The organism is Phenylobacterium ferrooxidans (assembly GCF_042714595.1).
GTDB classification, from domain to species: Bacteria; Pseudomonadota; Alphaproteobacteria; order Caulobacterales; family Caulobacteraceae; genus Phenylobacterium; species Phenylobacterium ferrooxidans.
Window position 1 is genome coordinate 1 of the sequence record NZ_JAOTJD010000059.1, and the last position, 21,066, is coordinate 21,066.

Consider the following 21,066-nt stretch of genomic DNA (forward strand, 5'->3'; position numbering starts at 1 on the left):
GGCGCGGGACGCGGCCTCCAGCTCCGGCGCCCGCTCGGGCGCGGCGGCGATGGCGGCCTCCAGGGCCTCCAGGTCACCAGCCATGCGGCTGAGCGCCAGCTGGGCGTCCTCCACCATCTGGGTCTCGCGGGCCCGGTCGGCGTCGATGCGCGAGACATCGCCGGTCAGGCGCTCCACCTCAGCGGCCAGGGCCTCGCCCTCCCGCTCCAGCCGGTCCCGGTCGATGGCCAACCGGTGCAGCACGGCGGCGGCGATGGTCTCGGCCTCTCGCAGCGGCTTGATCTGCTCCTCGGCGGCGGCGGCCCTGGTCGTGGCGGCGGCGGCCTCGCGGGCGGTCTCCTCCACGGCGCGGATAGCCTCGGCGGCTTCGGCCTGCAGCCGCTCGGCCGCCCCGCGCGCCTCGTTCCAGCGGGCGTAGAGGACAGCGCCCTGCAGGGCCCGGATCTCCGCCGACATCTTCTTGTAGCGGTCGGCCTGCCGCGCCTCGCGCCTCAGCCGGTTGAGCGCGCTCTCCAGCTCCTTGGCCACGTCCTCCAGCCGGGTGAGGTTGGTCTCCGCCGCCCGCAGCCGCAGTTCGGCCTCATGGCGGCGGGTGTGCAGGCCCGAGACGCCGGCTGCCTCCTCCAGGATCATCCGCCGGTTCTGCGGCTTGGCGGCGATCAGTTCGGAGATCTGCCCCTGGCGCACCAGGGCCGGAGAATTCGAACCGGTGGACGCATCGGCAAAGAGCAGCTGCACGTCACGGGCGCGCACCTCGCGGCCGTTGATCCGGTAGGTGGAGCCCTCGCCCTTGTCGATGCGGCGCACCACCTCCAGCACCGGATGGTCGTTGAAGGCCGAGGGCGCGCGGCGGTCGGCGTTGTCGATGGTCAGCGTCACCTCGGCATGGTTGCGCGAGGCGCGCCCGCCGGAGCCGGCGAAGATCACGTCGTCCATACCGCCGGCCCGCATGGCCTTGGCGGAATTGGCGCCCATCACCCAGCGCAGGGCTTCCAGCAGGTTCGACTTGCCGCAGCCGTTGGGTCCGACGATGCCCGTGACTCCGGGCTCGATGCGGAACTCGGTCGCATCGACGAAGGACTTGAAGCCCGAAAGGCGAAGCCGCTGGAAGTGCACTGAGGTGCGGGGCCCTTCCTACTTCTTGGCTTGGGCGGCGGCGATGGCGGCGTCGAACTCGGCCAGGGTGGCCTCGCCTTCCTTGAGCTTCTCGCCATTGATCAGGAAGGTCGGGGTCGAGCTGATTTTCTCGTCGCGGGATGCCTTCTCGACGCGGTCATTCAGGGCCTTGAGCGCCGTCTCGTCGGTGATGCAGGCGTTGAACTGCGGTTCGGTCATACCCGCCGACTGGGCCACCCGCAGCAGGACGCCGCGCATGTCCCCGGTGGTGAACATCTCGTTCTGGGCCTTGAACACGGCGTCGAGGACGCTGAAATACTTGTCCTTGCCGGCGCAGCGGGCGGTCAGGAAGGCGGCGGCGGCCACCTCCACCGGCGGGGTCAGAAACTCCTTGAAGGTGTAGTGCACCTTGCCGGTGTCGATATATTTCGCCTTCAGAGCCGGGAAGACCTCGTTGTGGAAGGTGGCGCAATGGGTGCAGGAGGCCGAGGCATATTCGGTGATCTTCACCGCCGCCTTGGGGTCGCCCAGGGTCATGTCGGCGGCGTCGGTCTTGGCCCCGCCCTGGGAACAGCCGGCGAGGGCGAGGGCGCCCAGGGCGACGACGACGAGGAGGCGACGGCTGAAGTTCGGCATTTGAGCCCTCTACGGAATTCCGAATGAAAGATTAAAGCGCGATTCCCCCCAGGCCGGGGGCAAAGTCAACGGGTGCGTCGATCGCGCAGCACGCCCCGACCCAAGCTCAGCAATGCGGCCTTCAGAGGGCCGTCGGGCTCGGCGGCCAGGCTGGCGGCTAACTCGGCCTCTTTTCCAGCGTCCAGCGGGGGCAGGGGGCGGCGCACAGGTCGCACGCTCTCCGGGTTCACATTGCGCAGCGGCCCTTGGACGATCCGCAGCTTGTTCACCGCGCCTGCCCCCAGGAACAGGTTCACCCGGGCCACGATCTCCGGCGCCTGGTGCTGGATCAGGGCCGCGGCGGCCCCGGCCACCCGGATCTCCAGGGCGGCGGGCTCGCCCGCCTTCACCTTCGACAGCTTCACCGGCTCGGTGCGCTTGGCGATCTGCTCGCCGACGATCTCCTTCCAGCGCGCCTGCAGGGCGCCCGGCCCCTGGCCGAACCGTGCGTCCAGATCCTTGAGCAGCTTGGACAGGCCACGCCCCGCCGCCGGCGGCGGCCGCCGCTGCGGCCGCGTCCGCTTCCGCGACAGGATAAAGGCCGCCTCCGCGGCGGTGGGCAGGGGACGCTTGGGCATGGGCGCAGCTTACAGCGCCGGAGCCCCGTCGGTCACCAGTCCGAAGAGGTTCGTGGTTCTCCTCTTCCCGCCCGCCTTGACGCCCCCGTCCCCAGGTCGCAATCACCGGCCCCAACAACCGGGGGGCCGAAACCATGTCCGACACCAAGCCAGCGGCCTCGCACCGCCGCATCCTGGCCGCCAGCCTGGTGGGGACGGCGGTCGAGTTCTACGACTTCTACATCTACGCCACCGCCGCCTCCCTGGTGTTTGGCAAGCTGTTCTTCCCCGTGGCCTCGCCCTCGGCCCAGTTGATGAGCGCCTACGCCACCTTCGCGCTCGCCTTCTTCGCTCGGCCCCTGGGCGCCGCCGTGTTCGGCCACTTCGGCGACCGGCTGGGGCGCAAGTCGACACTCGTCGCCTCGCTGATGCTGATGGGAGGATCCACGCTCGCCATCGCCTTCCTGCCCACCTACGCCCAGGCCGGCTGGGTCGCGCCCTTCCTGCTGTGCGTGCTGCGCTTTGGCCAGGGCTTCGGACTGGGGGGCGAGTGGGGCGGGGCGGCCCTGCTGGCCGTGGAGAACGCGCCGCCTGGCTGGCGCGCCCGCTTCGGCATGTTCCCCCAGCTCGGCGCACCAGTGGGCTTCGTCGCGGCCAACGGCCTCTTCCTGCTGCTGGGGGTGCTGCTGACGCCGGAGCAGTTCCTGGCCTGGGGCTGGCGCATTCCCTTCCTGCTCAGCATCGTTCTGGTGGGCGTCGGCCTCTGGGTCCGGCTGAAGCTTACCGAGACCCCTGCCTTCGCCGAAGCCATGAAGGAGGCCCCGCCCGCCAAGGCGCCCCTGGGCGAGCTGCTCAAGAACTATCCGCTGCAGACCCTGGCCGGCACCTTCGCCGTGGTCTGCTGCTTCGCCATCTTCTACCTGACCACCGCCTTCGCCCTGGGCTATGGCACGACCAAGCTGGGCTACAGCCGAGAGACCTTCCTGGGGGTGCAGCTCGGCGCCATCGGCTTCATGGCCATCGGCATCATCGCCGCCGGCTACTGGGCCGACGCCACCAGCCCCCGCCGGGTCCTGATGGCCGGCTGCATCGCCACGGTGGCGGGGGGCTTCCTGCTGGCTCCGATGATGGGGTCCGGCTCGCTCTGGCTGATCTGGGGCTTCCTGTCCCTGGCCCTGGTCATGATGGGCCTGGTCTATGGACCCCTCGGCGCCTTCCTGCCCGGCCTGTTCCCCGCGCGCGTCCGCTACACCGGCGCGTCGGTGGCCTTCAATGTCGGCGGCATCCTGGGCGGCGGCCTGGCCCCCATGATCGCCCAGGCCCTGGCCGACCGGGGCGGTCTCGTCCCGGTGGGCTACTATCTCAGCGGCGCGGCCCTGATCAGCCTGACCGCGCTGTTCTTCCTCAAGCGCCAGGCGGAATGAATCCCGAGGTCCTCCGCGCCAGGCTGCTGGCCTGGTACGACGACCAGGCGCGCGACCTCGCCTGGCGGGTGGGGCCTGCGGGCGGCCGGGCGGGTGTGCGCCAGGACCCCTACCGGGTCTGGCTGTCGGAGGTGATGCTGCAGCAGACCACCGTGCCGCACGCCACGCCCTATTTCCTCAAGTTCACCGCTCGCTGGCCCACCGTCACGGCCCTGGCCGCCGAGCAGGACGGCGAGGTCATGGCCGCCTGGGCGGGGCTCGGCTACTACGCCCGCGCCCGCAACCTGCTGGCCTGCGCCCGGGCCGTGGCCAACGACCACGGTGGCGTTTTCCCCGACACCGAGGAGGGGCTGCGGGGCCTGCCGGGGCTTGGCCCCTATACCGCCGCCGCCGTGGCCGCCATCGCCTTCGATCGGCCCACCAATGTCGTGGACGGCAATGTCGAGCGGGTCATCTCGCGGCTGTTCGCGGTCGAGGCCCCGCTGCCGGACGCCAAGCCGGAGCTGAAGCGGCTGGCGGAGACCCTGGTGCGTGATGAGCGGCCCGGTGACTGGGCCCAGGCCCTGATGGATCTGGGCGCGACGATCTGCAAGCCGAAGTCGCCGCTCTGTGGTCGCTGCCCGGTGGCTCTCGACTGCGCGGCGCTCGCCACCGGAGCGCCCGAGACCTATCCGCGCAAGACCGCCAAGGCGGTGCGGCCCCACCGCAACGGCGTTGCCTATGTGCTCACGCGTGGCGACTTGGTGGCGTTGGTCCGTCGGCCGCCGAAAGGCCTGCTGGGCGGCATGCTGGCCCTGCCCACCAGCGACTGGCGCGCCGACCCGTTCGGCGATGAGGAGGCTCGCGCCTCAGCCCCCGCCCACGCGGCGTGGCGCCATGTCGGCGAGGTGGAGCACGGCTTCACCCACTTCACCCTGGCCCTGAAACTGCTCCGCGCCGAGGGCGACGCCGAGGGCGTGATCTGGTCGCCGCGGCGCGATCTGGATGGCTTGCCCAGCGTGTTCCTGAAGGCGGCCAGGGCGGCGCTGAACAACCTGCTCTAGACGCCCTTCCCCATCGAGGGCGAAGGCTATCGATGTGGTCAGACCTTGCCGGCCTCCGCCTTGGCCTCCGCCACCGTCGCGGCCCGGGGGAACAGGAAGGTCAGTGTGATCAGCGCCGTCAGCGACATGGCCAGCGCCGCGGCCGGGATGGCCGGCACCCCGTAGGTGGCAAGGGCCGCGCCGCCCACGGTCGAGCCAAGGGCCTGACCCACCGAGATCACCGAGCCGTTCAGGGCCAGGGCCACGGGGGCGCCGCCGGTGGCCTGGATCAGGCTGGATTGGATAACCGGGGTGATCGAGAACAGGGCCGTGGCCGCCAGGAAGATCCCCAGCGCCACCAGGGTCGCGCTCGGCCAGCCGTCGGGCAGGACATGGTGGGTGGCGGCGAAGTGCACGCTCATGGCGGCGGCCTGGATCATGAAGCCCTGCAGGATCCAGGACCGGCCGGCGGCCCGGTCGGCGGCCCGCGCCCCCAGCCACAGGCCCGCGATGGAGCCCACCCCGATCATCGCCTGGAAGGCGCCGACGCCGGCGCCCGTGACGCCGGCCCCGACCCGCACGATGGGGGCGATGTAGAGGTTCAGCGTCATGTTGGCGGCGAAGGTCAGGAAGGTGGTCAGGTAAAAGGGCCAGATGATCGGCAGCAGCACTTTCACCGTGTCGCCGCCGCCCTCGCGCTTCGGCGGCGCCGGCACCTTGGGCAGGAAGAACACCACGGCGGCCAGGGCGAACAGGGACAGGCCGGCGGCGAACAGGAAGGTGGCTCGCCAGTCGAAGACCGAGCCGATGATGCTGCCCATCGGAATGCCCACCACGAAGGCCAGGGTCATGCCCCCCGAGACCATGGCCAGGGCCGAGCCGCGGCGCTCGGGTGGAACCAGGGCCGCGGCGGCCACGCTGGCGGCGGGCCCCGACATGGCGCCGGCCAGGCCCGCCAGGGCGCGCAGCACCATCAGCACCTCGAAATTCGGCGTCAGCGCGCAGGCGATGTGCAGGGCGGCGCCCAGGGCCAGGGCCGTCATCACCATGATCTTGCGGTCCACCCGCGCGAACAGCCAGGCCGCCACCGGCCCCAGCACCGCCGAGGTCAGGACGAAGACCGTCTGCAACTGGCCGGCCACGGCGGTCGTCACCCCCAGGTCGGCGGCGAGACTCTCCAGCAAGCCGGCGAAGATGAAGGCTCCCGACCCGAAGGCGAAGGTCACCAGGGTCAGGACGTAGATACGCGGGTTCATGGACCCGAGCTTAACCGCCGACGTACCGACCGCCAGACAAAATGGACGGCGGCCGGGTGAATTGGAGTCAGGCGGCCAGCTGCGCCATGGACGAACGCATCTTCATCCGCAGCACATCGATCGGGGCCAGGCCCTTGTCGGTCTTGAAGTGCCAGTAGGTCCAGCCGTTGCAGGCCGGCGCCGACTGGATCATGGCGCCCACCTTGTGGATGGAGCCGGCCATGTCGCCGATCACCAGGCTGCCGTCGGCCCGCACCCGGGCTGAGCGCTCGCCCTTGGAGCAGTAGAGAGTGTCGCCGGGGCGCAGCATGCCCGACTCCACGATCTGGCCGAAGGGGATGCGCGGTTCCTGGCGCTTGGAGCCCATGGTCTCCAAGTCGGCCTCGGTCAGGGGGATCACCTTGGCGATCCGCTCGCGGGCCAGGGTCGCGTACTGCTCCTCGCGCTCCAGGCCGATGTACTTGCGGCCCAGCTGCTTGGCCGCCGCGCCCGTGGTGCCGGTGCCGAAGAAGGGGTCCAGGATGATGTCTCCCGGCTTGGTGGACGCCAGGATCACCCGGCGCAGCAGGGCCTCGGGCTTCTGGGTCGGGTGGGCCTTGACCCCGTTCTCGTCCTTCAGCCGCTCCTCGCCGGTGCACAGCGGGAAGGTCCAGTCCGACCGCATCTGCAGGTCGTCATTGGCCATCTTCATGGCGTCGTAGTTGAAGGTGTAGCGGCGTGAGCCTCGGCCCTTGGCGGCCCAGATCAGGGTCTCGTGGGCGTTGGTGAAGCGGGTGCCCTTGAAGTTCGGCATCGGGTTGGACTTGCGCCAGACGATGTCGTTCAGGATCCAGAACCCCAGGGTCTGCAGGATGGCGCCGACCCGGAAGATGTTGTGATAGCTGCCGATCACCCACATGGCGCCGTCGTCCTTCAGGACGCGCTGGCACTCGCTCATCCACTCGGTCGTGAAGCGGTCATAGGTCTCGAAGCTGTCGAAGCGATCCCACTCGTCGTCGACGGCGTCGACCTTGGAGTTGTCGGGCCGCAGCAGGTCGCCGCCCAGCTGCAGGTTGTAGGGCGGGTCGGCGAAGACCAGATCGACGGACTTCGACGGGAGCTTCTTCAAGCTCTCGATGCAGTCGCCCAGGATGACCGTGTTGGTGGCAATCGCGCCCATGTCCGCCTCGCTTCTAAGGAGACGGAATCCTGAGTCATCGTAGTGAAGGGTAGGTGTCCAAACGTGGTGAACGGAGCGTTAATCGATCAATTCAACCACTTAACCCACGCGCCGTGCGGGTGGGTCTGGGCCAGGACCCGATCTTCACCGCCCGGCCAGAGTGTGAGGCGAACCTCCATGCCCGACAGTTTCTCCGGCGGCGGCTCCATGCGCAGCCAGGCGAAGGGGGCCCCGGCGGTGGCCTGGGCGCCGTGGTCGGCGATGACCCGGGCCAGGGCCGCCTGGCTCTCCGGCGGCATGTATTGCCAGAAGACCGAGTGGTAGAGGACGGTGACCGCGCCCGCCTGCGGCGCTGCGACGCGGGCGCTCCAGGCCACGGCGTCGGCGGCCTCCACGTTGACCCCTAGCGAGAGGGCCAGGTCGATGGCGGCGCGGATACGGTCGAGCCGCTCGAACTGGTCGGGCCAGATATAGGCCAGCAGCCGGCGCCGCTGGATAGGGTCGGTCAGGTCGCCGGGCCGGCGGTCGCAGGCGGCGCGTTCGATGACCTCGACGCGGGCGTCGACCGCCGGGGCTGAGCCGGTCCACTCGGTCTCCATCGTCACGCGGGCCGCCGGATCGCCCCATGCGATGTCGCCGAACCGGTAGCGGAATCTCTCCCAGTTCAGGTTCAGCCCGGCGCTGGCCGCCACCTCGAAGGCGCGGATCGGCAGGCCGGTCTCGAAGGCGATGGCGAGGAAGCCCGGCGCCAGGCAGGCTGACCGGCGGACCTCGTTGGTCTGCGGCTCGTGGGTCATGAAGGCCGCCAGCCGGTCTTCATGACGGATGATCGCCGACCGCGCGGCGATCCAGGCGACCGCCGGGTCGGCGTCGCGTCCGGGCTGCGGATAGGTCGCCGCGAGGGCCGGATCGTCGCCACTCAGCACCAGGTCGTGGAGCGATCCCAGGAGCCGGAGGCAGACGGCGTCCCCGACCAGCTTGCGGTAGTCGGTGGTGGCCCAGGGCGCCAGCAGGGCGGTGACCGGGCCGCCGGCCTGCAGGTCGTCGGCCGCCAGGGTCAGCAGGTCGCCATGGAAGGGGGAGCCGAGGACGCGGCAAGAGTTGGCTTGGGCGAGGAAGGCGCGGGTGAGATCGGGATTGTCCATGACCGCGTGGTCCCGCCGGAGCGGGAGGGGGTCAATCTTGATTCAGCAGATCAAGCTCGCCGTTCACCAGTTCGCCCATCAATGCCAGCTTCACCGGCGCCCAGCCCATCCGGTGGATCTCGCAGGGGCCGAGCGTCCGCAGGGCCTCGACGTGGATGGGGGCGTGATAGCCCTTGTGGGCGGCGAAGCCGTAGCCGGGATAGAGGCCGTCCATTTCCTGCATGAGCCGGTCGCGGGCCACCTTGGCGAGGATCGAGGCCGCGGCGATGGAGCTGCTGATCGCGTCACCCTTGATCACCGTCTTGATGGGGCAGGGCAGCTTGAAGCGGTAGTTGCCGTCCACTAGGGCGAAGGCCGGCTCCACCGCCAGCTCGCCGATGGCGCGGCACATAGCCAGGCCCGCAGCGTGCAGGATGTTGAGCTCGGCGATCTCCTCGACACTGGCGAAGCCCACCCCCCAGGCGACGGCCTTGTCCTTGATCTCCAGCTCGAGGCCCTCGCGCTGCTTGGCGGTCAGCTTCTTGGAATCGTTCAGTCCCTTGGGGATCTTGCGGGGATTGAGGATGACGGCGCCGGCGGAGACCGGTCCGGCCCAGGGCCCACGTCCGGCCTCATCCACACCGCAGACCGGCCCGGGGCAGGCCCTCTCCAGCAGCATGTCAGGTCCCTTGGCCATCAGGCGCTCATCCTGGCGACGGGCCCGTGGCGGTGGCAACAGGTGAGGTGGTCGTTGACGAAGCCGGTGGCCTGCATGAAGGCGTAGACGATCACCGGGCCCACGAACTTGAAGCCCTTCTGCTTGAGCCCCTTGGACATCTGGACGGCGACCTCGGTCTGGGCCGGCACGTCGCTGATGGCCTCCCATCGATTGTGGATCACCCGGCCATTGGTGAAGCTCCACAGGAACTGGGAGAAGTCCTCACCCGCATCACGCATGTCCAGATAGATGCGCGCGCCGTTGATGGCGGCGTCGATCTTGGCGTTGGACCGCACGATGCCGGCGTCGCCCATCAGCCGGGCGCGATCGGCCTCGCCGAAGCGGGCGACGATCTCCGGATCGAAGTCGGCGAAGGCGGCGCGGAAGGCGTCACGCTTCCTCAGGATGGTGATCCAGGAGAGCCCGGCCTGGAAACCGTCCAGCACCAGCTTCTCCCACAGGGCGCGGGAATCGTATTCCGGCACGCCCCATTCCGTGTCGTGATAGGCCTCGTACAGGGGATCGCCCTGCATGCCGCGCCAGCCGCAACGAATCGGTTCGGAACTCATGGCCGATCTTTTCGCAGGCGCGGCGGCGGCCGATCAAGCGGGACCGAAGCAGATGGCGTTCGAAGGCTTCAACCTGTCGCGGGTGGATGTGGGGGAGGCGACCCTGCGGGTTCGCCACGGCGGCTCGGGGCCGCCGCTCCTGCTGCTGCACGGCTACCCTGAGACCCACATGATGTGGAGCCGGGTGGCCGACGACCTGGCCCGTGACTTCACGGTCATCGCGCCCGACCTGCGGGGCTACGGCGAGAGCACCGCTCCGGCCACCACGCCCGACCACGAAACCTATTCCAAGCGCGCCATGGCCAGGGACGCCGTGGCCCTGATGCGCCACTTCGGCTTTGACCGCTTCAACCTGGCTGGCCACGACCGGGGCGGGCGGGTGGCCTACCGCCTGGCCCTCGATCACCCCGATGTTCTGCTGAAACTCTCGATCCTCGACATCATCCCCACCGCAGACGTCTGGAAGCGGGCCAACAAGGCCTTCGCGCTCGCCTACTGGCACTGGTCCTTTCTGGCCCAGGCCCATCCGTTCCCGGAGACGGTGATCGGCGCCGACCCGGAATACTTTCTGTTCCGGGGCTCGCGAGGGATGTTCGATCCCGCCGCCTATGCCGACTATGTCCGCTGCCTGGCCAACCCGGCCATGGTCCACGCCATCTGCGAGGACTACCGGGCCGGCGCCTCCTACGACGTGGCGGCGGACGAGGCCGACCGAGGCAAGACGAGGATCAAGGTCCCGGTCCAGGTGCTGTGGGGTTCAAAGGGCGCGCTGGCCGCCTGGTACGATGTCCTGGCGATCTGGCGGGACTGGGCCGACGACGTCCAGGGCCATGCCATCGAGAGCGGCCATTTCATTCCCGAGGAGAACCCGGCGGAGACGCTCAAGGCGCTGCGGGCCTTCTTCCTCTAGAGCGGCAGCCAGTCCGGCCGATCCACCTGCACCGTCTTGCCATCCACGGTCAGCTCGCCGTCGATGCGATCCAGCCGAACCAGGGCCATGGCCCGGCCATCCTGCCCAGACAGCACCTCCCCGGCCCGGCGGTCGCCGGTCAGCACTTCGGCCTCGAAGGCCGGCGCCGCGCCGTCAAAGGTCAGCGGCAGCATGCGGTTCTTGATCTGGCCCCGGCGCTTCATGCGCGAGGTGGTCTCCTGGCCGACGAAACAGCCCTTGTGGAAGTCGATGCCATTCAGCAGGTCGAAATTGGCCTCGATCGGATAGGTCTTCTCGCTGCCCCAGTCGGCGGGCCCGGGGACGCCGAGCGCCAGGCGGTGCGCGTCATAGGCGGCCTCATCGACCTCAGCGGCGCCGGCGGGGACAGCCACGCCGTAGCTGCGCCAGCCCAGGGCCGCCAGTCGAGGATCGGCCATCCACCCCTGTGGCGTATCCTGCCCGCCGAACAGCACCGATACCGGTGTCTCGTCCGTCGCGATGGTCACCTTGGCTCGCAGGCGGTACATGGTCAGGCGCAGGATTAAGGCCGCGCGATGCTCGGCCTCCACGTCCAGCCAGGCGCCGTCCTCCCGCCCCACCACGAACAGGTCGAACAAAAGCCGTCCTTGCGGGGTCAGCATAGCTCCGAAGCGCAGTTCACCAGGCTGGAGCGTTTCCACATCCTGGGTGATGAGACCCTGTAGGAAGTCTCGCCAGTCCTCGCCGCCGAGGGCGATCAGGGCGCGGCTCTTCAGAACGGCGTAGGAGTGGTCGGTCGTCATGGGTGGAAGTTAGGGATGGCACGGGTGGAGCGCCAGCGCCGGGACGCCTATACAGGGGCGATGACCCCCGGGTCCTTCCCGATTCTGTTCATCACCGCCACGCGGATTGGCGACGCTGTGCTCTCGTCCGGGCTCATCCGCAAACTGCTGTCCGAAATCCCGAGCGCGAGATTCACCATCGTCGCAGGCCCAGTGGCCGCGCCGCTGTTCCTCGACGTACCGAACCTCGAGCAGATTATCGTTTTTGAGAAGGCCAAGGACGGCCGTCACTGGTTCCGGCTGTGGCGTCAGGTCCGCAAGCGCCACTGGGGCCTGGTGGTGGACCTGCGTGGCTCGGCCATCTCCGGCTTCCTGAAGCGCGACCGGCGGGCTGTGTTCAAGCGCCCGCCCACGCCGGTGCACAAGGTGGTGGAGGCCGCCCGCGTCCTGCAGATCGAAGACGATCCCCCCGCCCCCTACCTCTACACCTCGCCCGAGACTGAGCAGATGGCGGCCGAACTGACCGCCGGCGAGGGGCCGATCCTGGCGCTCGCCCCGTCCGCCAACTGGGTCGGCAAGACCTGGCCCATCGAGCGTTTCGCCCAGACCGCCATCCAGCTGCTGGGCGACGAGGGCCCGCTGGCCGGGGCGCGGCTGATGGTGCTGGGCGGTCCCGAGGACGCCCAGGCGACACAGTCCCTGCGCAATGTGGTCCCCAAGAGCCGCTTCATCGACCTGGTGGGGAAGGTGGACCTGCTCACCGCCCATGCCTGCCTGAAACACGCGCGTCTGTTCATCGGTAATGATTCGGGCCTGATGCACATCGCCGCCGCGGCCGGCGTCCCCACGGTCGGCCTGTTCGGACCGTCGGATGAGAGCCTCTACGGCCCCTGGGGCGCCGACACCCGGGTCGTCCGAGGCCCTCGTGATTTCGCGACCATCGCGGCTGTTGACCCTGGCTTCCAGCAGGCGCTGTGTCACATGATGGACCTCCCCGTCGACACCGTGGTCTCCACGGCGCGCGACCTGCTGGCGAAGACAACCGGGACAAGATGAGCGAGACCTACGACCTGATCATCCGGGGCGGCGAAGTGGTGAACCACGCCGGCCGCGGCCTTTCCGACGTCGGCGTGCGCGGCGGCAAGATCGTCGCCATCGGCGACCTGTCGCCGGCCTCGGCGGGCGAGGTGTTCGACGCCAAGGGGCTGGCGGTCCTGCCGGGCGTGATCGACACCCAGGTCCACTTCCGCGAGCCTGGCCTGGAGTGGAAGGAGGACCTCGAGAGCGGGTCTCGCGCCGCCGTCCTGGGCGGGGTCGTGGCCGTGTTCGAGATGCCGAACACCGAGCCCACCACCACCGATCCCGACTCCCTGGCCGACAAGCTGGCGCGGGCCAGGCATCGCATGCACTGCGACCACGCCTTCTATGTCGGCGGCACCCACGAGAACGCGGTCTTCCTCGGCGAGCTGGAGCGTCTGCCCGGCTGCTGCGGCATCAAGGTGTTCATGGGCGCCTCCACCGGCAGCCTGCTGGTGCAGGACGACGCGGGCATCGAGCAGGTGCTGCGCCACGTGAACCGCCGCGCCGCCTTCCACTCCGAGGACGAGTACCGCCTGGCCGAGCGCCGGCCGCTCGCCCGCACCGGCGACTGGACCAGCCACGAGGAGGTCCGCGACGCGGCCTCGGCGCTGGAGTCCACCCACCGCCTGGTGCGCATCGCCAAGGCGCTGGGCAAGCGCATCCACGTGCTGCACGTCACCACCAAGGAAGAGATGGTCTTCCTGGCCGCCAACAAGGACGTCGCCAGTGTCGAGGTCACGCCTCAGCACCTGACCCTGACGGCGCCCGAGGCCTATGAGCGGCTGAAGGGCTACGCCCAGATGAACCCGCCGATCCGCAACAAGCATCACCAGGACGGCCTGTGGGACGCCCTGGCCGCCGGAGTCGCCGACGTGCTGGGTTCCGACCACGCGCCCCACACCAAGGAAGAAAAGGCCCGGCCCTATCCGGCCTCGCCCTCGGGCATGCCGGGCGTTCAGACCCTGGTGCCAGTGATGCTGACCCACGTCGCCAACGGCCGCCTGTCCCTGGAGCGCTTCGTGGACCTCACCAGCCACGGCGCCAACCGCCTGTTCGGCATGGCCGACAAGGGGCGGCTGGCGGTCGGCAACGACGCCGACTTCACCATCGTCGACCTCAAGGCCAAGCGGGTCATCAAGCACGAGGACATGGCCAGCCGCGTCGGCTGGACCCCCTTCGATGGCTTCGAGGCCACGGGCTGGCCCATGGCCACCATCATCCGCGGACGGGTGGTGATGCGCGACGACGAGGTGATCGCCCCCAGTCTGGGTGAGCCTGTGCGGTTCTCCGAGACCCTCGGCGGCTAATCTGCCCGTCACGCGAGTGCGATTGCGTGATCACCCCTAGCGTGCAAGCCTGACCATAAGAGTTGTGGGGAATTGCATGTCGATATCCGAAGACGCCGCGTCGACGCGCGGCGAGCGCCTCGTGTTCGGCGAGAACCTGGCGCCCGGCAAGTTCGTCGGGCTGAGCTTCAAGAACGGCCTGCTGAACATCGTCACCCTGACCCTCTACCGGTTCTGGGCGAAGACCGAGGTCCGCCGGCGGATCTGGAGCGGCGTTTCCCTCAACGGCGAGGCTTTCGAATATACCGGCCGAGGCAAGGAGCTGTTCCTGGGCTTCCTGCTGGCCCTGGTGCTGGTGGTTCTGCCGCTGCTGATCGTGGTGTTCACCGCCCAGTTCCTGGCGCCACAGCTGGCGTTCTTGATCATCCTGCCGGTCTATCTGGTCCTCTTCTACCTGATGGGATTTGGGCGGTTCACAGCCTTCCGCTACCTGGCCAGTCGTACCCATTGGCGCGGGGTGCGGTTCGCACTGACGGGCTCTCCGTGGCGCTACGCCTGGAGCTATATCGGCTACATGCTGCTCAACGTCATCACTCTGGGATGGTTCGCGCCGGCGGCTCAGCGCCGGCTGGCCGCGCCCCTGTGGAACGGCCTGCGGTTTGGCGACCGTGAATTCAAGTTCGACATCGACCGGGCGCGGAAGGTGGGCCTCTACGGCCCGTTCACGGTCTTCTGGCTCGGCGGCGTCGTGAGCTACTTCGTCTTCATGGGGGTAGCCATCGCACTGGCGGGGGACATGATGCCGAAGACGGCCCGCGAGCCCAGCCTAGCCTTCATCGCCTTCGTCTACGCCGCCCTCCTGGCCTGGGCGGTGGTGTTGAGCGTGCTGTCGGCGCCCTATCAGGCGGCGATTTTGCGGACCTTGGCCGCAGGGATCACCCTGGAAGACGCCCGATTCAGCTTCAAGGTGGGCTGGCTGGAGATGGCTGGCCTTGTCCTCACCAACCTGGCGCTCGTGACATTCACCCTCGGTTTCCTGACTCCGGTGATGGAGGCGCGAACCGCGAAGTTCCTGATCCGCCGGCTGCGAAGTGAGGGTGAGGTCGATCTCGCCGCCGCGCGCCAGGCTGAGCAAGGTCCGCGCATGGGCGAGGGCCTGGCCGACGCCTTTGGCATGGCCACGGTCTGACCGGCCGTGCAGGCCAGGTTCCATGACGGGCTGACGGCCCGGTCGCTACCGGTCGAGGTGACGGTGGAAGCCCACCGTCTCAGCTTCGACGCCGATGGCGAGACCCATGTCTGGTCACTGGCCGATCTCCAGATTGAGGATCTGGGCGACCGACTGCGGCTGTCGCATCCGAAGGTGGGTGACGGCCGCCTGACCCTTGACGCCGCCGAGTGGCGCGCCTCCGGGGGCGGGGCAGGGCTCAAGGCCGAGCGTCGCCACCGGAAGCGGGAGGCGCGCCTGGTGGTGGGCCTGGCCGTGGCCGGCCTGGCCATCGCCGCGGTGGTGTTCATCGGCATGCCCGCGGCGTCCGGTCCCTTGGCGCGGGCCACGCCACCGAACATCGAAGAGCGGATGGGCCGCAACTTCGAGGCTCAGCTCTCCATCGCCTTCCGGCCCTGCGACCCCAGCGCTGGTCAGACCGCGCTGGCCGCCTTTGGCCAGCGGCTGGAAGCCGCCGCCGACACCCCCTTCGACATCCGGGTCCGGGCGGTCCAGGCGCCCATGGTCAACGCCTTCGCCCTGCCGGGCGGCGCAGTGATGGTCACCGACGACCTGATCGCCCTGGCCAAGACCCCCGACGAACTGGCCGCCGTGATCGCCCACGAGGCCGCCCATGTGGAACGTCGCCATGTGATGCAGGCGGTGTGGCGCTCCCTGGGCCTTGGCCTGGTTCTGGACGCCGTGGTGGGCGGCGGCAGCGGGGCTGGGCAGCAGGCGGTGTTATTGGCGGGCTCCGTGGCCGACCTGCGCTTCAGCCGCTCAGCCGAGAGCGAGGCCGACGTGCGCGGCCAGCAGCTTCTGGAGGCCAACGGCCTGTCGTCCCAGGGCATGGCGCCTTTCTTCCAGCGCATCGCCGCCAAGGGCGAGGGGGCGGAGGCCGGCGCGGTGCGGGAGCTGATGTCCAGCCACCCCGACAGCCTGCGCCGCGCCCGGGAGAGCGCCGCCCGCGCCAAGCCTGGCGCGCCGGCCTTCACGCCGGCGGAGTGGGACGCGATCCGAATGGCCTGCCAGAAGCCCAAGCGCACCCTGCGACAGATCCTCAAGAACCCGCTGGGCGGTTGATCACCCGACTTGCGGAATTTCCGCGAGGGTTGTCGAATTTGACCGGGGCGGCGCGTCTCTCCACCACACGACACGCTGAAAGGGGAGTTCGATGCAGTACATGCTTCTGGTCTACGAGCCCGAAGATCTCGATCAGGGCCCGGAGGGTCAGGCCAGCCTGATGGACGTGGCCGCCAGGCACATGGCGCTCGCCAAGGCCATGAGCGAGGCGGGCGCGATGCAGGCGGGGGCGGGCCTGCAGCCGGTGGCTACGGCCACCACGGTGCGGACCTCGGCCTCCGGCCAGACCCTGCACGACGGTCCCTTCGCCGAGACCCGCGAGCACCTGGGCGGCTTCTACCTGATCGAGGCGCCGGACCTGGACGCGGCGATCAAGTGGGCCCGGCAGGTTCCGATCCGGCCGGGTGGGTCGTGCGAGGTGCGGCCGGTGGCGACCTACTGATCCGTGGACCTCGGGCGGGCGATCTCGGAGGCGCGGCCTCGCGTGGTGGCCGCCCTGGCCGTCCGCCTGCGCGACCTCGACCTGGCTGAGGAGGCCTTCGCCGAGGCCAGCGCCGCAGCGGTTCCCGCCTGGCGCGCGCAATGGCCCCGCGACCCCGCCGCCTGGCTGTGGCGCGCGGCCTGGCGGCGCGCCCTGGACGCCAAGCGCCGAGGGGCGGTGCGCCGGCGGCACGCGCCTGACGAACCCGCGCCCGCCCCGACGCCGGAGGACGGAGTCATCGCCGCCAGCGATCCCATCCCCGACGAGCGCCTGCGGCTGATCTTCGTCTGCTGCCATCCGGCCATCGCCGCCGACGCCCGCGCGGCCCTGACGCTCAAGGTGATCTGCGGGCTGTCGACCGAGCGGCTGGCGCGGGCCTTCCTCATGGCCGAGCCGGCCATGCTGCAGAGGATCACCCGGGCCAAGCGCAAGATCCGCGACGCCGGCGTGCCCTTCGAGGTTCCCGGCCGCGAGATGTGGCCCGAGCGGCTGGAGGCGGTGCTGGCCACCCTGGAAATCGCCTACGCCCAGGCCTATGAGGACGCCGCCCTGGCTTCCGATGGCGCGGGCTTCGCGCAGGAGGTTCTGCGGTTGTCGGGCCTGTTGGCCGAGCTGTTACCGCGCGAGGGCGAGGTGCTTGGCCTGGCCGCCCTGGTCCGCTTCGCCGAAGCGCGGCGGCCGGCCAGGCTGGACCAGACGGGCGCCATGGTCCCGCCGGCCGAGCAGGACATGGGCCTCTGGCGGGGCGGCCTGATTGGCGAGGGCGCGCGGCTGCTAGACGCTGCGGCCGACCTCGGCGCCACCGGACCCCGGCAACTGCTGGCGGGGATTCACGGCCTGCACCTGTCGCGCAGGGACACCGGTGTCACCCCCTGGGCGGCCATCGTCGGTCTCTATGACGCCCTGGCCCTGTTCCGGCCCGACGCCGTGACGGCGGTGAATCGGGCCGTGGCGGTAGGGGAAGCCCAGGGACCTGCGGTCGGGCTCGCGGCCCTCGACGCAGTTCCGGGCGCCGGACGCCTGACCAACTGGCTGCCCTATCAGGCGGCCCGCGCCGGGCTCTGCGACCGCGCTGGCCTGACGGGGGATGCGGCCGCGGCCTACCACGCGGCGCTTGCGCTCGGACCCGCTCCGGCCGAGCGGCTCTATCTGGAGCGACGGCTCGCGGCCCTGACCTGAAGGTTCACGCTTTCCATCGGCGCACCGGGAGCGATAAGCCTAGGGAATGGACGCCGAGCTGAACATCGCCACCGCCCCTTTCCGCGACGCCCGCTTCGCCCCGCGCCGCGTCGAAATCGAGCACCGGGAGAATGGCGAGATCATCGTCACCAACCCGACGCCCTATTCCACCGTCTTCTCGACGACCACGGAGGCCCTGGCCCACTGGGCGGCCAAGACCCCATCGGCAATCTGGCTGGCTGAGCGGTCGGGCGACGGATGGCGGACCATCTCCTACGCCGAGGCCCTGGGCGCAGTCAGCGCCATCGCCGGGGGGCTGCGCGAACTGGGGGTGGTCAGTGAGCGGCCCCTGCTGATCCTGGCCCGCAACGGGGTCGACCACGCGCTGATCAAGTACGCGGCCATGAGCCAGGGCATGCCCGTGGCGCCGGTCTCGCCGCAATACGGCCTGCCGGGCGCCAACCTCTCGCGGCTGGCCCACGCGGTGGAGGTGCTCAACCCCGCCGCCATCTATACCGAGGACGCCGATCTCTTCATCGCGGCGCTGGAGGCCCCGTTCCTGGCCGGCCTGCCGGTCATCGCCGGCAAGAACCCACGCTCGGGCGATGCGCCGCTGGATCGCCTGCTGAAGTCCCAGCCCGCCGCGCCCACCGCCCAGCCCAACGACCATGCCAAGTACCTGCTGACCTCTGGCTCCACCGGCCTGCCCAAGGCCGTAATCTGCACCCATCGAGGCATGGCCTGGAACTCCGCCCAGATCCGCGCCTGCTTCGAGGACGACGAGCCGCCGGTAATGGTCAATTCGGCCCCCTGGAGTCACAGCCTGGGCGCCAATTCCATCCTGCACATGTCCACCCACCGGGGCGGGGCGGTCTATATCGATGCGGGCCAGCCAGTGGCTGGGCGCTTCGCCGAGACCGTGCGCAACCTCAAGGACATCGCGCCCACCTACCAGAACATGGTGCCCGCCGGCTGGATGCTGTTCGCCGGGGAACTTGAACGGGACGACGACCTGGCGCGAACCTTCTTCTCCCGGGTCCGCCTGCTGCAGTACGGCGGCGCGGCCCTGGGCCAGGAGATCAATGACCGCATCCAGGCCGTCGCCGTCCGCACCGTGGGCGAGCGCATCTCCTTCGCCAGCGGCTACGGCGCCACCGAAACCGGGCCGACGGCGGCCACCGTCCACTGGCACAACGGCCGCATGGGCCTGATCGGCCTGCCGGTGCCGGGCACGACGGTGAAGCTGGCGCCTAGCGGCGACAAGCTGGAGTTCCGAGTGAAGGGGCCCCAGATCACCCTGGGCTATCTCGGCCGCCCCGACCTCACGGCCCAGAGCCGCGACGAGGAGGGCTTCTACCTGCTGGGGGACGCGGCCCGCTTCGTCGATCCCGCCGATCCAACCCAGGGCATGGTCTTCGACGGCCGCCTCTCGGAGAACTTCAAGCTGGCCAGCGGCACCTTCGTCACGGTCGGCGATCTGCGGGTGGCCGCGGTCTCAGCCGTGGGCGACGCGGTCACCGACGCGGTGGTCTGCGGCGAGAATCAGGAAGGCGTCGGCCTGATGTTCTACCCCAACCCCGACCTCGCCCCCGACGCTGTCGCCGCCGCCGTGCGCCTGGGCCTGGAGGCCTTCAACGCCCGGGCCAAGGGCGCAGGCGGCCGCATCGGCCGGGCCCTGGTGCTGGACGGCCCACCGGACGCCGGCGCCGGCGAGATCACCGACAAGGGCTATATCGCTCAGGCCCTGGCCCGCTCGCGGCGCGCGCAGACCGTGACGAAACTTTTCGCCGACCCCCCTTCTCCAGATGTGATGGTGTTCTGACATGAACGGTGCTGACGCCCTGATCGAGACGCTCGTGGACAACGGCGTCACCGCCTGTTTCGCCAATCCCGGCACCAGCGAGATGCAGTTTGTCGCGGCCCTCGACCGCCAACCGAAGATGCGCCCGGTGCTGTGCCTGTTCGAGGGCGTGGCCACGGGCGCGGCGGACGGCTATGGCCGCATGAGCGACACGCCGGCCTGCACCCTGCTGCACCTGGGTCCCGGCTACGGCAATGGCCTGGCCAACCTGCACAACGCCCGCCGCGCCTATACCCCCATCATCAACGTGATCGGCGACCACGCCACCTATCACCGCCAGTACGACGCACCGCTGAACTCCGACATCGCCTCCATCGTCGCGGCCAATTCCGTCTGGGTGAGGTCCGCCGATAGCCCCGACACCGTCGCCGCCACCGCCGCGGAGGCGATCACAGCCAGCTATGGTCCGCCCGGGGGCCCCGTCAGCCTCATCCTGCCCGCTGACTCCGCCTGGCTGGAGACCAAGATCTCCAAGGCCCTGGCCACCCGGCCCAAACTCGCCGCGCCGGACGCCGCCAATGTCGAGGCGGTGGCCAAGGCCATCAAGGCCGCCGCCAAGCCGGTGGTCCTGGTGGGCGGCCGCGCCGTGCGCGCCGAGGCCCTGGTCCAGGCCGCGCGCCTGCAGGCCGCCGGCGTTCGGGTCATGGCCGACACCTTCGTGGCTCGCCAGCCGCGCGGCGCCGGGATCTTCGCGCCCGCCCGCATGCAGTATTTCGGCGAGGCGGCCCTGGCCGACCTCGAGGGGACCGACCTGATGGTCTATGCCGGCACCACCATGCCGGTGGCCTTCTTCGCCTATCCTGACCGGCCCAGCGTCCTGGTCCCGGAGGGCTGCGCCACACTCAGCCTGGCCGACCGTGAGACCGACACGGTGGCTGCCCTCGCAGCCCTGGCGGACGCCCTGGGCGCGCCGGCCGCCGGTCCGAGCCAGCCGTTGAAGCTGCCGGAGCACGCCCCCACCGGCGGCATGACCCCGCAGAGCGCCGGCATCTCCATCGCCCGCCACTTGCCCGAGGGCGCGATCATCTGCGACGACTCGGTGACCTCGGGCGGCGGCGTGGCCATGCCGTGCATGACCGCCCGACCGCACGATGTGCTGGCGCTCACCGGCGGCGCGATCGGCATCGGCATGCCGCTGGCCATTGGCGCGGCCGTGGCCTCACCGGGGCGCAAGGTCGTGTCGCTGAATGGGGACGGCTCGGCCATGTATACGGTCCAGAGCCTGTGGACGATGGCTCGGGAGAACCTCGACGTCACCGTCGTGGTCTTCGCCAACCACTCCTATCGCATCCTCAATATCGAGATGGGCCGCACGGGCTCGGGCAATCCCGGGCCCTCGGCGTCCAAGCTGCTGGACCTCGGGGATCCCAAGATCGACTGGGTCTCGATGGCCAAGGGCATGGGGCTTCCCGCCGTCCGCTGCGAGACCGCCGAAGAGTTCGAGACCGCCTTCGCCCGCGCCATGTCCGAGCCGGGCCCGAAGTTCATCGAAGCCGCGATCTAGAGCGGGACTCGATTAGACGGAACCGTATCCGGAGTTGTGCAGGTAGTTGGCGCACTCGTGGGGTTGGAAGAGG

The 21,066-nt window shown here is 69.8% G+C and carries 20 protein-coding genes; 11 read left to right on the forward strand and 9 right to left on the reverse strand.

Features of this window, described 5'->3' with window-relative positions; all coding sequences use genetic code 11:
* From OCL97_RS21095 to OCL97_RS21105, 3 genes are all read right to left on the reverse strand, one after another.
* Nucleotides 1-1,116 (reverse strand): AAA family ATPase (locus OCL97_RS21095; protein WP_377371687.1); only part of this gene is annotated, 1,116 nt, incomplete at its 3' end.
* Between the two features lie 18 nt (nt 1,117-1,134).
* On the reverse strand, nt 1,135-1,752 hold the full coding sequence (locus OCL97_RS21100; protein WP_377371688.1) for a thioredoxin domain-containing protein: 618 nt from the start codon (nt 1,750-1,752) through the stop codon (nt 1,135-1,137).
* Between the two features lie 65 nt (nt 1,753-1,817).
* On the reverse strand, nt 1,818-2,369 hold the full coding sequence (locus OCL97_RS21105) for a DUF721 domain-containing protein (protein WP_304701561.1): 552 nt from the start codon (nt 2,367-2,369) through the stop codon (nt 1,818-1,820).
* A gap of 134 nt (nt 2,370-2,503) precedes the next feature.
* Here OCL97_RS21105 and OCL97_RS21110 point away from each other — a divergent pair, with 134 nt between their 5' ends.
* Together OCL97_RS21110 and mutY are read left to right on the forward strand one after the other, a co-directional pair.
* Nucleotides 2,504-3,772, forward strand: coding sequence for an MFS transporter (locus tag OCL97_RS21110; protein WP_377371689.1), 1,269 nt, complete (start codon nt 2,504-2,506; stop codon nt 3,770-3,772).
* On the forward strand, nt 3,769-4,815 hold the full coding sequence (mutY, locus tag OCL97_RS21115; RefSeq protein WP_377371690.1) for an A/G-specific adenine glycosylase: 1,047 nt from the start codon (nt 3,769-3,771) through the stop codon (nt 4,813-4,815). Before OCL97_RS21110 ends, mutY begins: the two co-directional genes overlap by 4 nt.
* A 38-nt stretch (nt 4,816-4,853) precedes the next feature.
* Here mutY and OCL97_RS21120 read toward each other — a convergent pair whose 3' ends face one another.
* From OCL97_RS21120 to OCL97_RS21140, 5 genes are all read right to left on the reverse strand, one after another.
* On the reverse strand, nt 4,854-6,050 hold the full coding sequence (locus OCL97_RS21120) for an MFS transporter (RefSeq protein WP_377371691.1): 1,197 nt from the start codon (nt 6,048-6,050) through the stop codon (nt 4,854-4,856).
* 67 nt (nt 6,051-6,117) lie between these two features.
* Nucleotides 6,118-7,209, reverse strand: coding sequence for a site-specific DNA-methyltransferase (locus OCL97_RS21125; RefSeq protein ID WP_377371692.1), 1,092 nt, complete (start codon nt 7,207-7,209; stop codon nt 6,118-6,120).
* An 86-nt stretch (nt 7,210-7,295) separates the two neighbouring features.
* Nucleotides 7,296-8,354, reverse strand: coding sequence for a DUF2332 domain-containing protein (locus tag OCL97_RS21130; protein ID WP_377371693.1), 1,059 nt, complete (start codon nt 8,352-8,354; stop codon nt 7,296-7,298).
* A gap of 31 nt (nt 8,355-8,385) precedes the next feature.
* Nucleotides 8,386-9,030, reverse strand: coding sequence for a ribonuclease HII (locus tag OCL97_RS21135; protein ID WP_304777415.1), 645 nt, complete (start codon nt 9,028-9,030; stop codon nt 8,386-8,388).
* The gene (locus OCL97_RS21140; RefSeq protein WP_377371694.1) at nt 9,030-9,620 is read right to left on the reverse strand and encodes a DNA-3-methyladenine glycosylase I; all 591 of its coding nucleotides are present in this window, start codon (nt 9,618-9,620) and stop codon (nt 9,030-9,032) included. The genes OCL97_RS21135 and OCL97_RS21140 overlap by 1 nt, the downstream gene beginning before the upstream one ends.
* On the opposite strand from OCL97_RS21140, the gene OCL97_RS21145 reads away from it, so the two are divergent.
* Nucleotides 9,619-10,530 (forward strand): alpha/beta fold hydrolase, encoded by a 912-nt coding sequence (locus OCL97_RS21145; protein ID WP_377371695.1) that lies wholly within the window; start codon nt 9,619-9,621, stop codon nt 10,528-10,530. The two genes, OCL97_RS21140 and OCL97_RS21145, sit on opposite strands and share 2 nt — an antisense overlap.
* Here the strand turns inward: OCL97_RS21145 and ygfZ are convergent.
* Nucleotides 10,527-11,333 carry a CAF17-like 4Fe-4S cluster assembly/insertion protein YgfZ gene (gene ygfZ / locus OCL97_RS21150; RefSeq protein WP_377371696.1) on the reverse strand — a complete coding sequence of 269 codons (807 nt, stop codon included), beginning with the start codon at nt 11,331-11,333 and terminating at the stop codon, nt 10,527-10,529. The genes OCL97_RS21145 and ygfZ overlap by 4 nt on opposite strands.
* 15 nt (nt 11,334-11,348) lie before the next feature.
* On the opposite strand from ygfZ, the gene OCL97_RS21155 reads away from it, so the two are divergent.
* From OCL97_RS21155 to OCL97_RS21190, 8 genes are all read left to right on the forward strand, one after another.
* On the forward strand, nt 11,349-12,368 hold the full coding sequence (locus OCL97_RS21155; RefSeq protein ID WP_377371697.1) for a glycosyltransferase family 9 protein: 1,020 nt from the start codon (nt 11,349-11,351) through the stop codon (nt 12,366-12,368).
* Entirely contained in the window at nt 12,365-13,699 is a 1,335-nt protein-coding gene (locus tag OCL97_RS21160) for a dihydroorotase (protein WP_377371699.1), read from the forward strand. The genes OCL97_RS21155 and OCL97_RS21160 overlap by 4 nt, the downstream gene beginning before the upstream one ends.
* Nucleotides 13,700-13,775: 76 nt before the next feature.
* A complete protein-coding gene (locus OCL97_RS21165) occupies nt 13,776-14,867 on the forward strand; it encodes a YjgN family protein (protein ID WP_377371700.1) in 1,092 nt (363 codons plus the stop codon).
* A gap of 6 nt (nt 14,868-14,873) precedes the next feature.
* Nucleotides 14,874-15,968, forward strand: coding sequence for a M48 family metallopeptidase (locus tag OCL97_RS21170; protein ID WP_377371701.1), 1,095 nt, complete (start codon nt 14,874-14,876; stop codon nt 15,966-15,968).
* A gap of 91 nt (nt 15,969-16,059) precedes the next feature.
* Nucleotides 16,060-16,410, forward strand: a complete 351-nt coding sequence (locus tag OCL97_RS21175) for a YciI family protein (protein ID WP_304777407.1) — start codon at nt 16,060-16,062, stop codon at nt 16,408-16,410.
* Between the two features lie 3 nt (nt 16,411-16,413).
* The gene (locus OCL97_RS21180; protein WP_377371702.1) at nt 16,414-17,628 is read left to right on the forward strand and encodes an RNA polymerase sigma factor; all 1,215 of its coding nucleotides are present in this window, start codon (nt 16,414-16,416) and stop codon (nt 17,626-17,628) included.
* 46 nt (nt 17,629-17,674) lie between these two features.
* Entirely contained in the window at nt 17,675-19,450 is a 1,776-nt protein-coding gene (locus OCL97_RS21185; protein WP_377371703.1) for a feruloyl-CoA synthase, read from the forward strand.
* A 1-nt stretch (nt 19,451) separates the two neighbouring features.
* Nucleotides 19,452-20,993: an acetolactate synthase large subunit gene (locus OCL97_RS21190; protein ID WP_305761989.1), complete on the forward strand. Its 1,542-nt coding sequence runs from the start codon at nt 19,452-19,454 to the stop codon at nt 20,991-20,993.
* Nucleotides 20,994-21,066: the final 73 nt, after the last annotated feature.

Coding starts and splice junctions, on each gene's coding strand:
- OCL97_RS21190 (WP_305761989.1), top strand. CDS start 19,452: ATGAACGGTGCTGACGCCCTGATCGAGACGCTCGTGGACAACGGCGTC.
- OCL97_RS21165 (WP_377371700.1), top strand. CDS start 13,776: ATGTCGATATCCGAAGACGCCGCGTCGACGCGCGGCGAGCGCCTCGTG.
- OCL97_RS21110 (WP_377371689.1), top strand. CDS start 2,504: ATGTCCGACACCAAGCCAGCGGCCTCGCACCGCCGCATCCTGGCCGCC.
- OCL97_RS21140 (WP_377371694.1), bottom strand. CDS start 9,620: ATGAGTTCCGAACCGATTCGTTGCGGCTGGCGCGGCATGCAGGGCGAT.
- OCL97_RS21120 (WP_377371691.1), bottom strand. CDS start 6,050: ATGAACCCGCGTATCTACGTCCTGACCCTGGTGACCTTCGCCTTCGGG.
- ygfZ (WP_377371696.1), bottom strand. CDS start 11,333: ATGACGACCGACCACTCCTACGCCGTTCTGAAGAGCCGCGCCCTGATC.
- OCL97_RS21175 (WP_304777407.1), top strand. CDS start 16,060: ATGCAGTACATGCTTCTGGTCTACGAGCCCGAAGATCTCGATCAGGGC.
- OCL97_RS21145 (WP_377371695.1), top strand. CDS start 9,619: ATGGCCGATCTTTTCGCAGGCGCGGCGGCGGCCGATCAAGCGGGACCG.
- OCL97_RS21160 (WP_377371699.1), top strand. CDS start 12,365: ATGAGCGAGACCTACGACCTGATCATCCGGGGCGGCGAAGTGGTGAAC.
- mutY (WP_377371690.1), top strand. CDS start 3,769: ATGAATCCCGAGGTCCTCCGCGCCAGGCTGCTGGCCTGGTACGACGAC.
- OCL97_RS21130 (WP_377371693.1), bottom strand. CDS start 8,354: ATGGACAATCCCGATCTCACCCGCGCCTTCCTCGCCCAAGCCAACTCT.
- OCL97_RS21105 (WP_304701561.1), bottom strand. CDS start 2,369: ATGCCCAAGCGTCCCCTGCCCACCGCCGCGGAGGCGGCCTTTATCCTG.
- OCL97_RS21125 (WP_377371692.1), bottom strand. CDS start 7,209: ATGGGCGCGATTGCCACCAACACGGTCATCCTGGGCGACTGCATCGAG.
- OCL97_RS21100 (WP_377371688.1), bottom strand. CDS start 1,752: ATGCCGAACTTCAGCCGTCGCCTCCTCGTCGTCGTCGCCCTGGGCGCC.
- OCL97_RS21135 (WP_304777415.1), bottom strand. CDS start 9,030: ATGGCCAAGGGACCTGACATGCTGCTGGAGAGGGCCTGCCCCGGGCCG.
- OCL97_RS21155 (WP_377371697.1), top strand. CDS start 11,349: ATGGCACGGGTGGAGCGCCAGCGCCGGGACGCCTATACAGGGGCGATG.
- OCL97_RS21185 (WP_377371703.1), top strand. CDS start 17,675: ATGGACGCCGAGCTGAACATCGCCACCGCCCCTTTCCGCGACGCCCGC.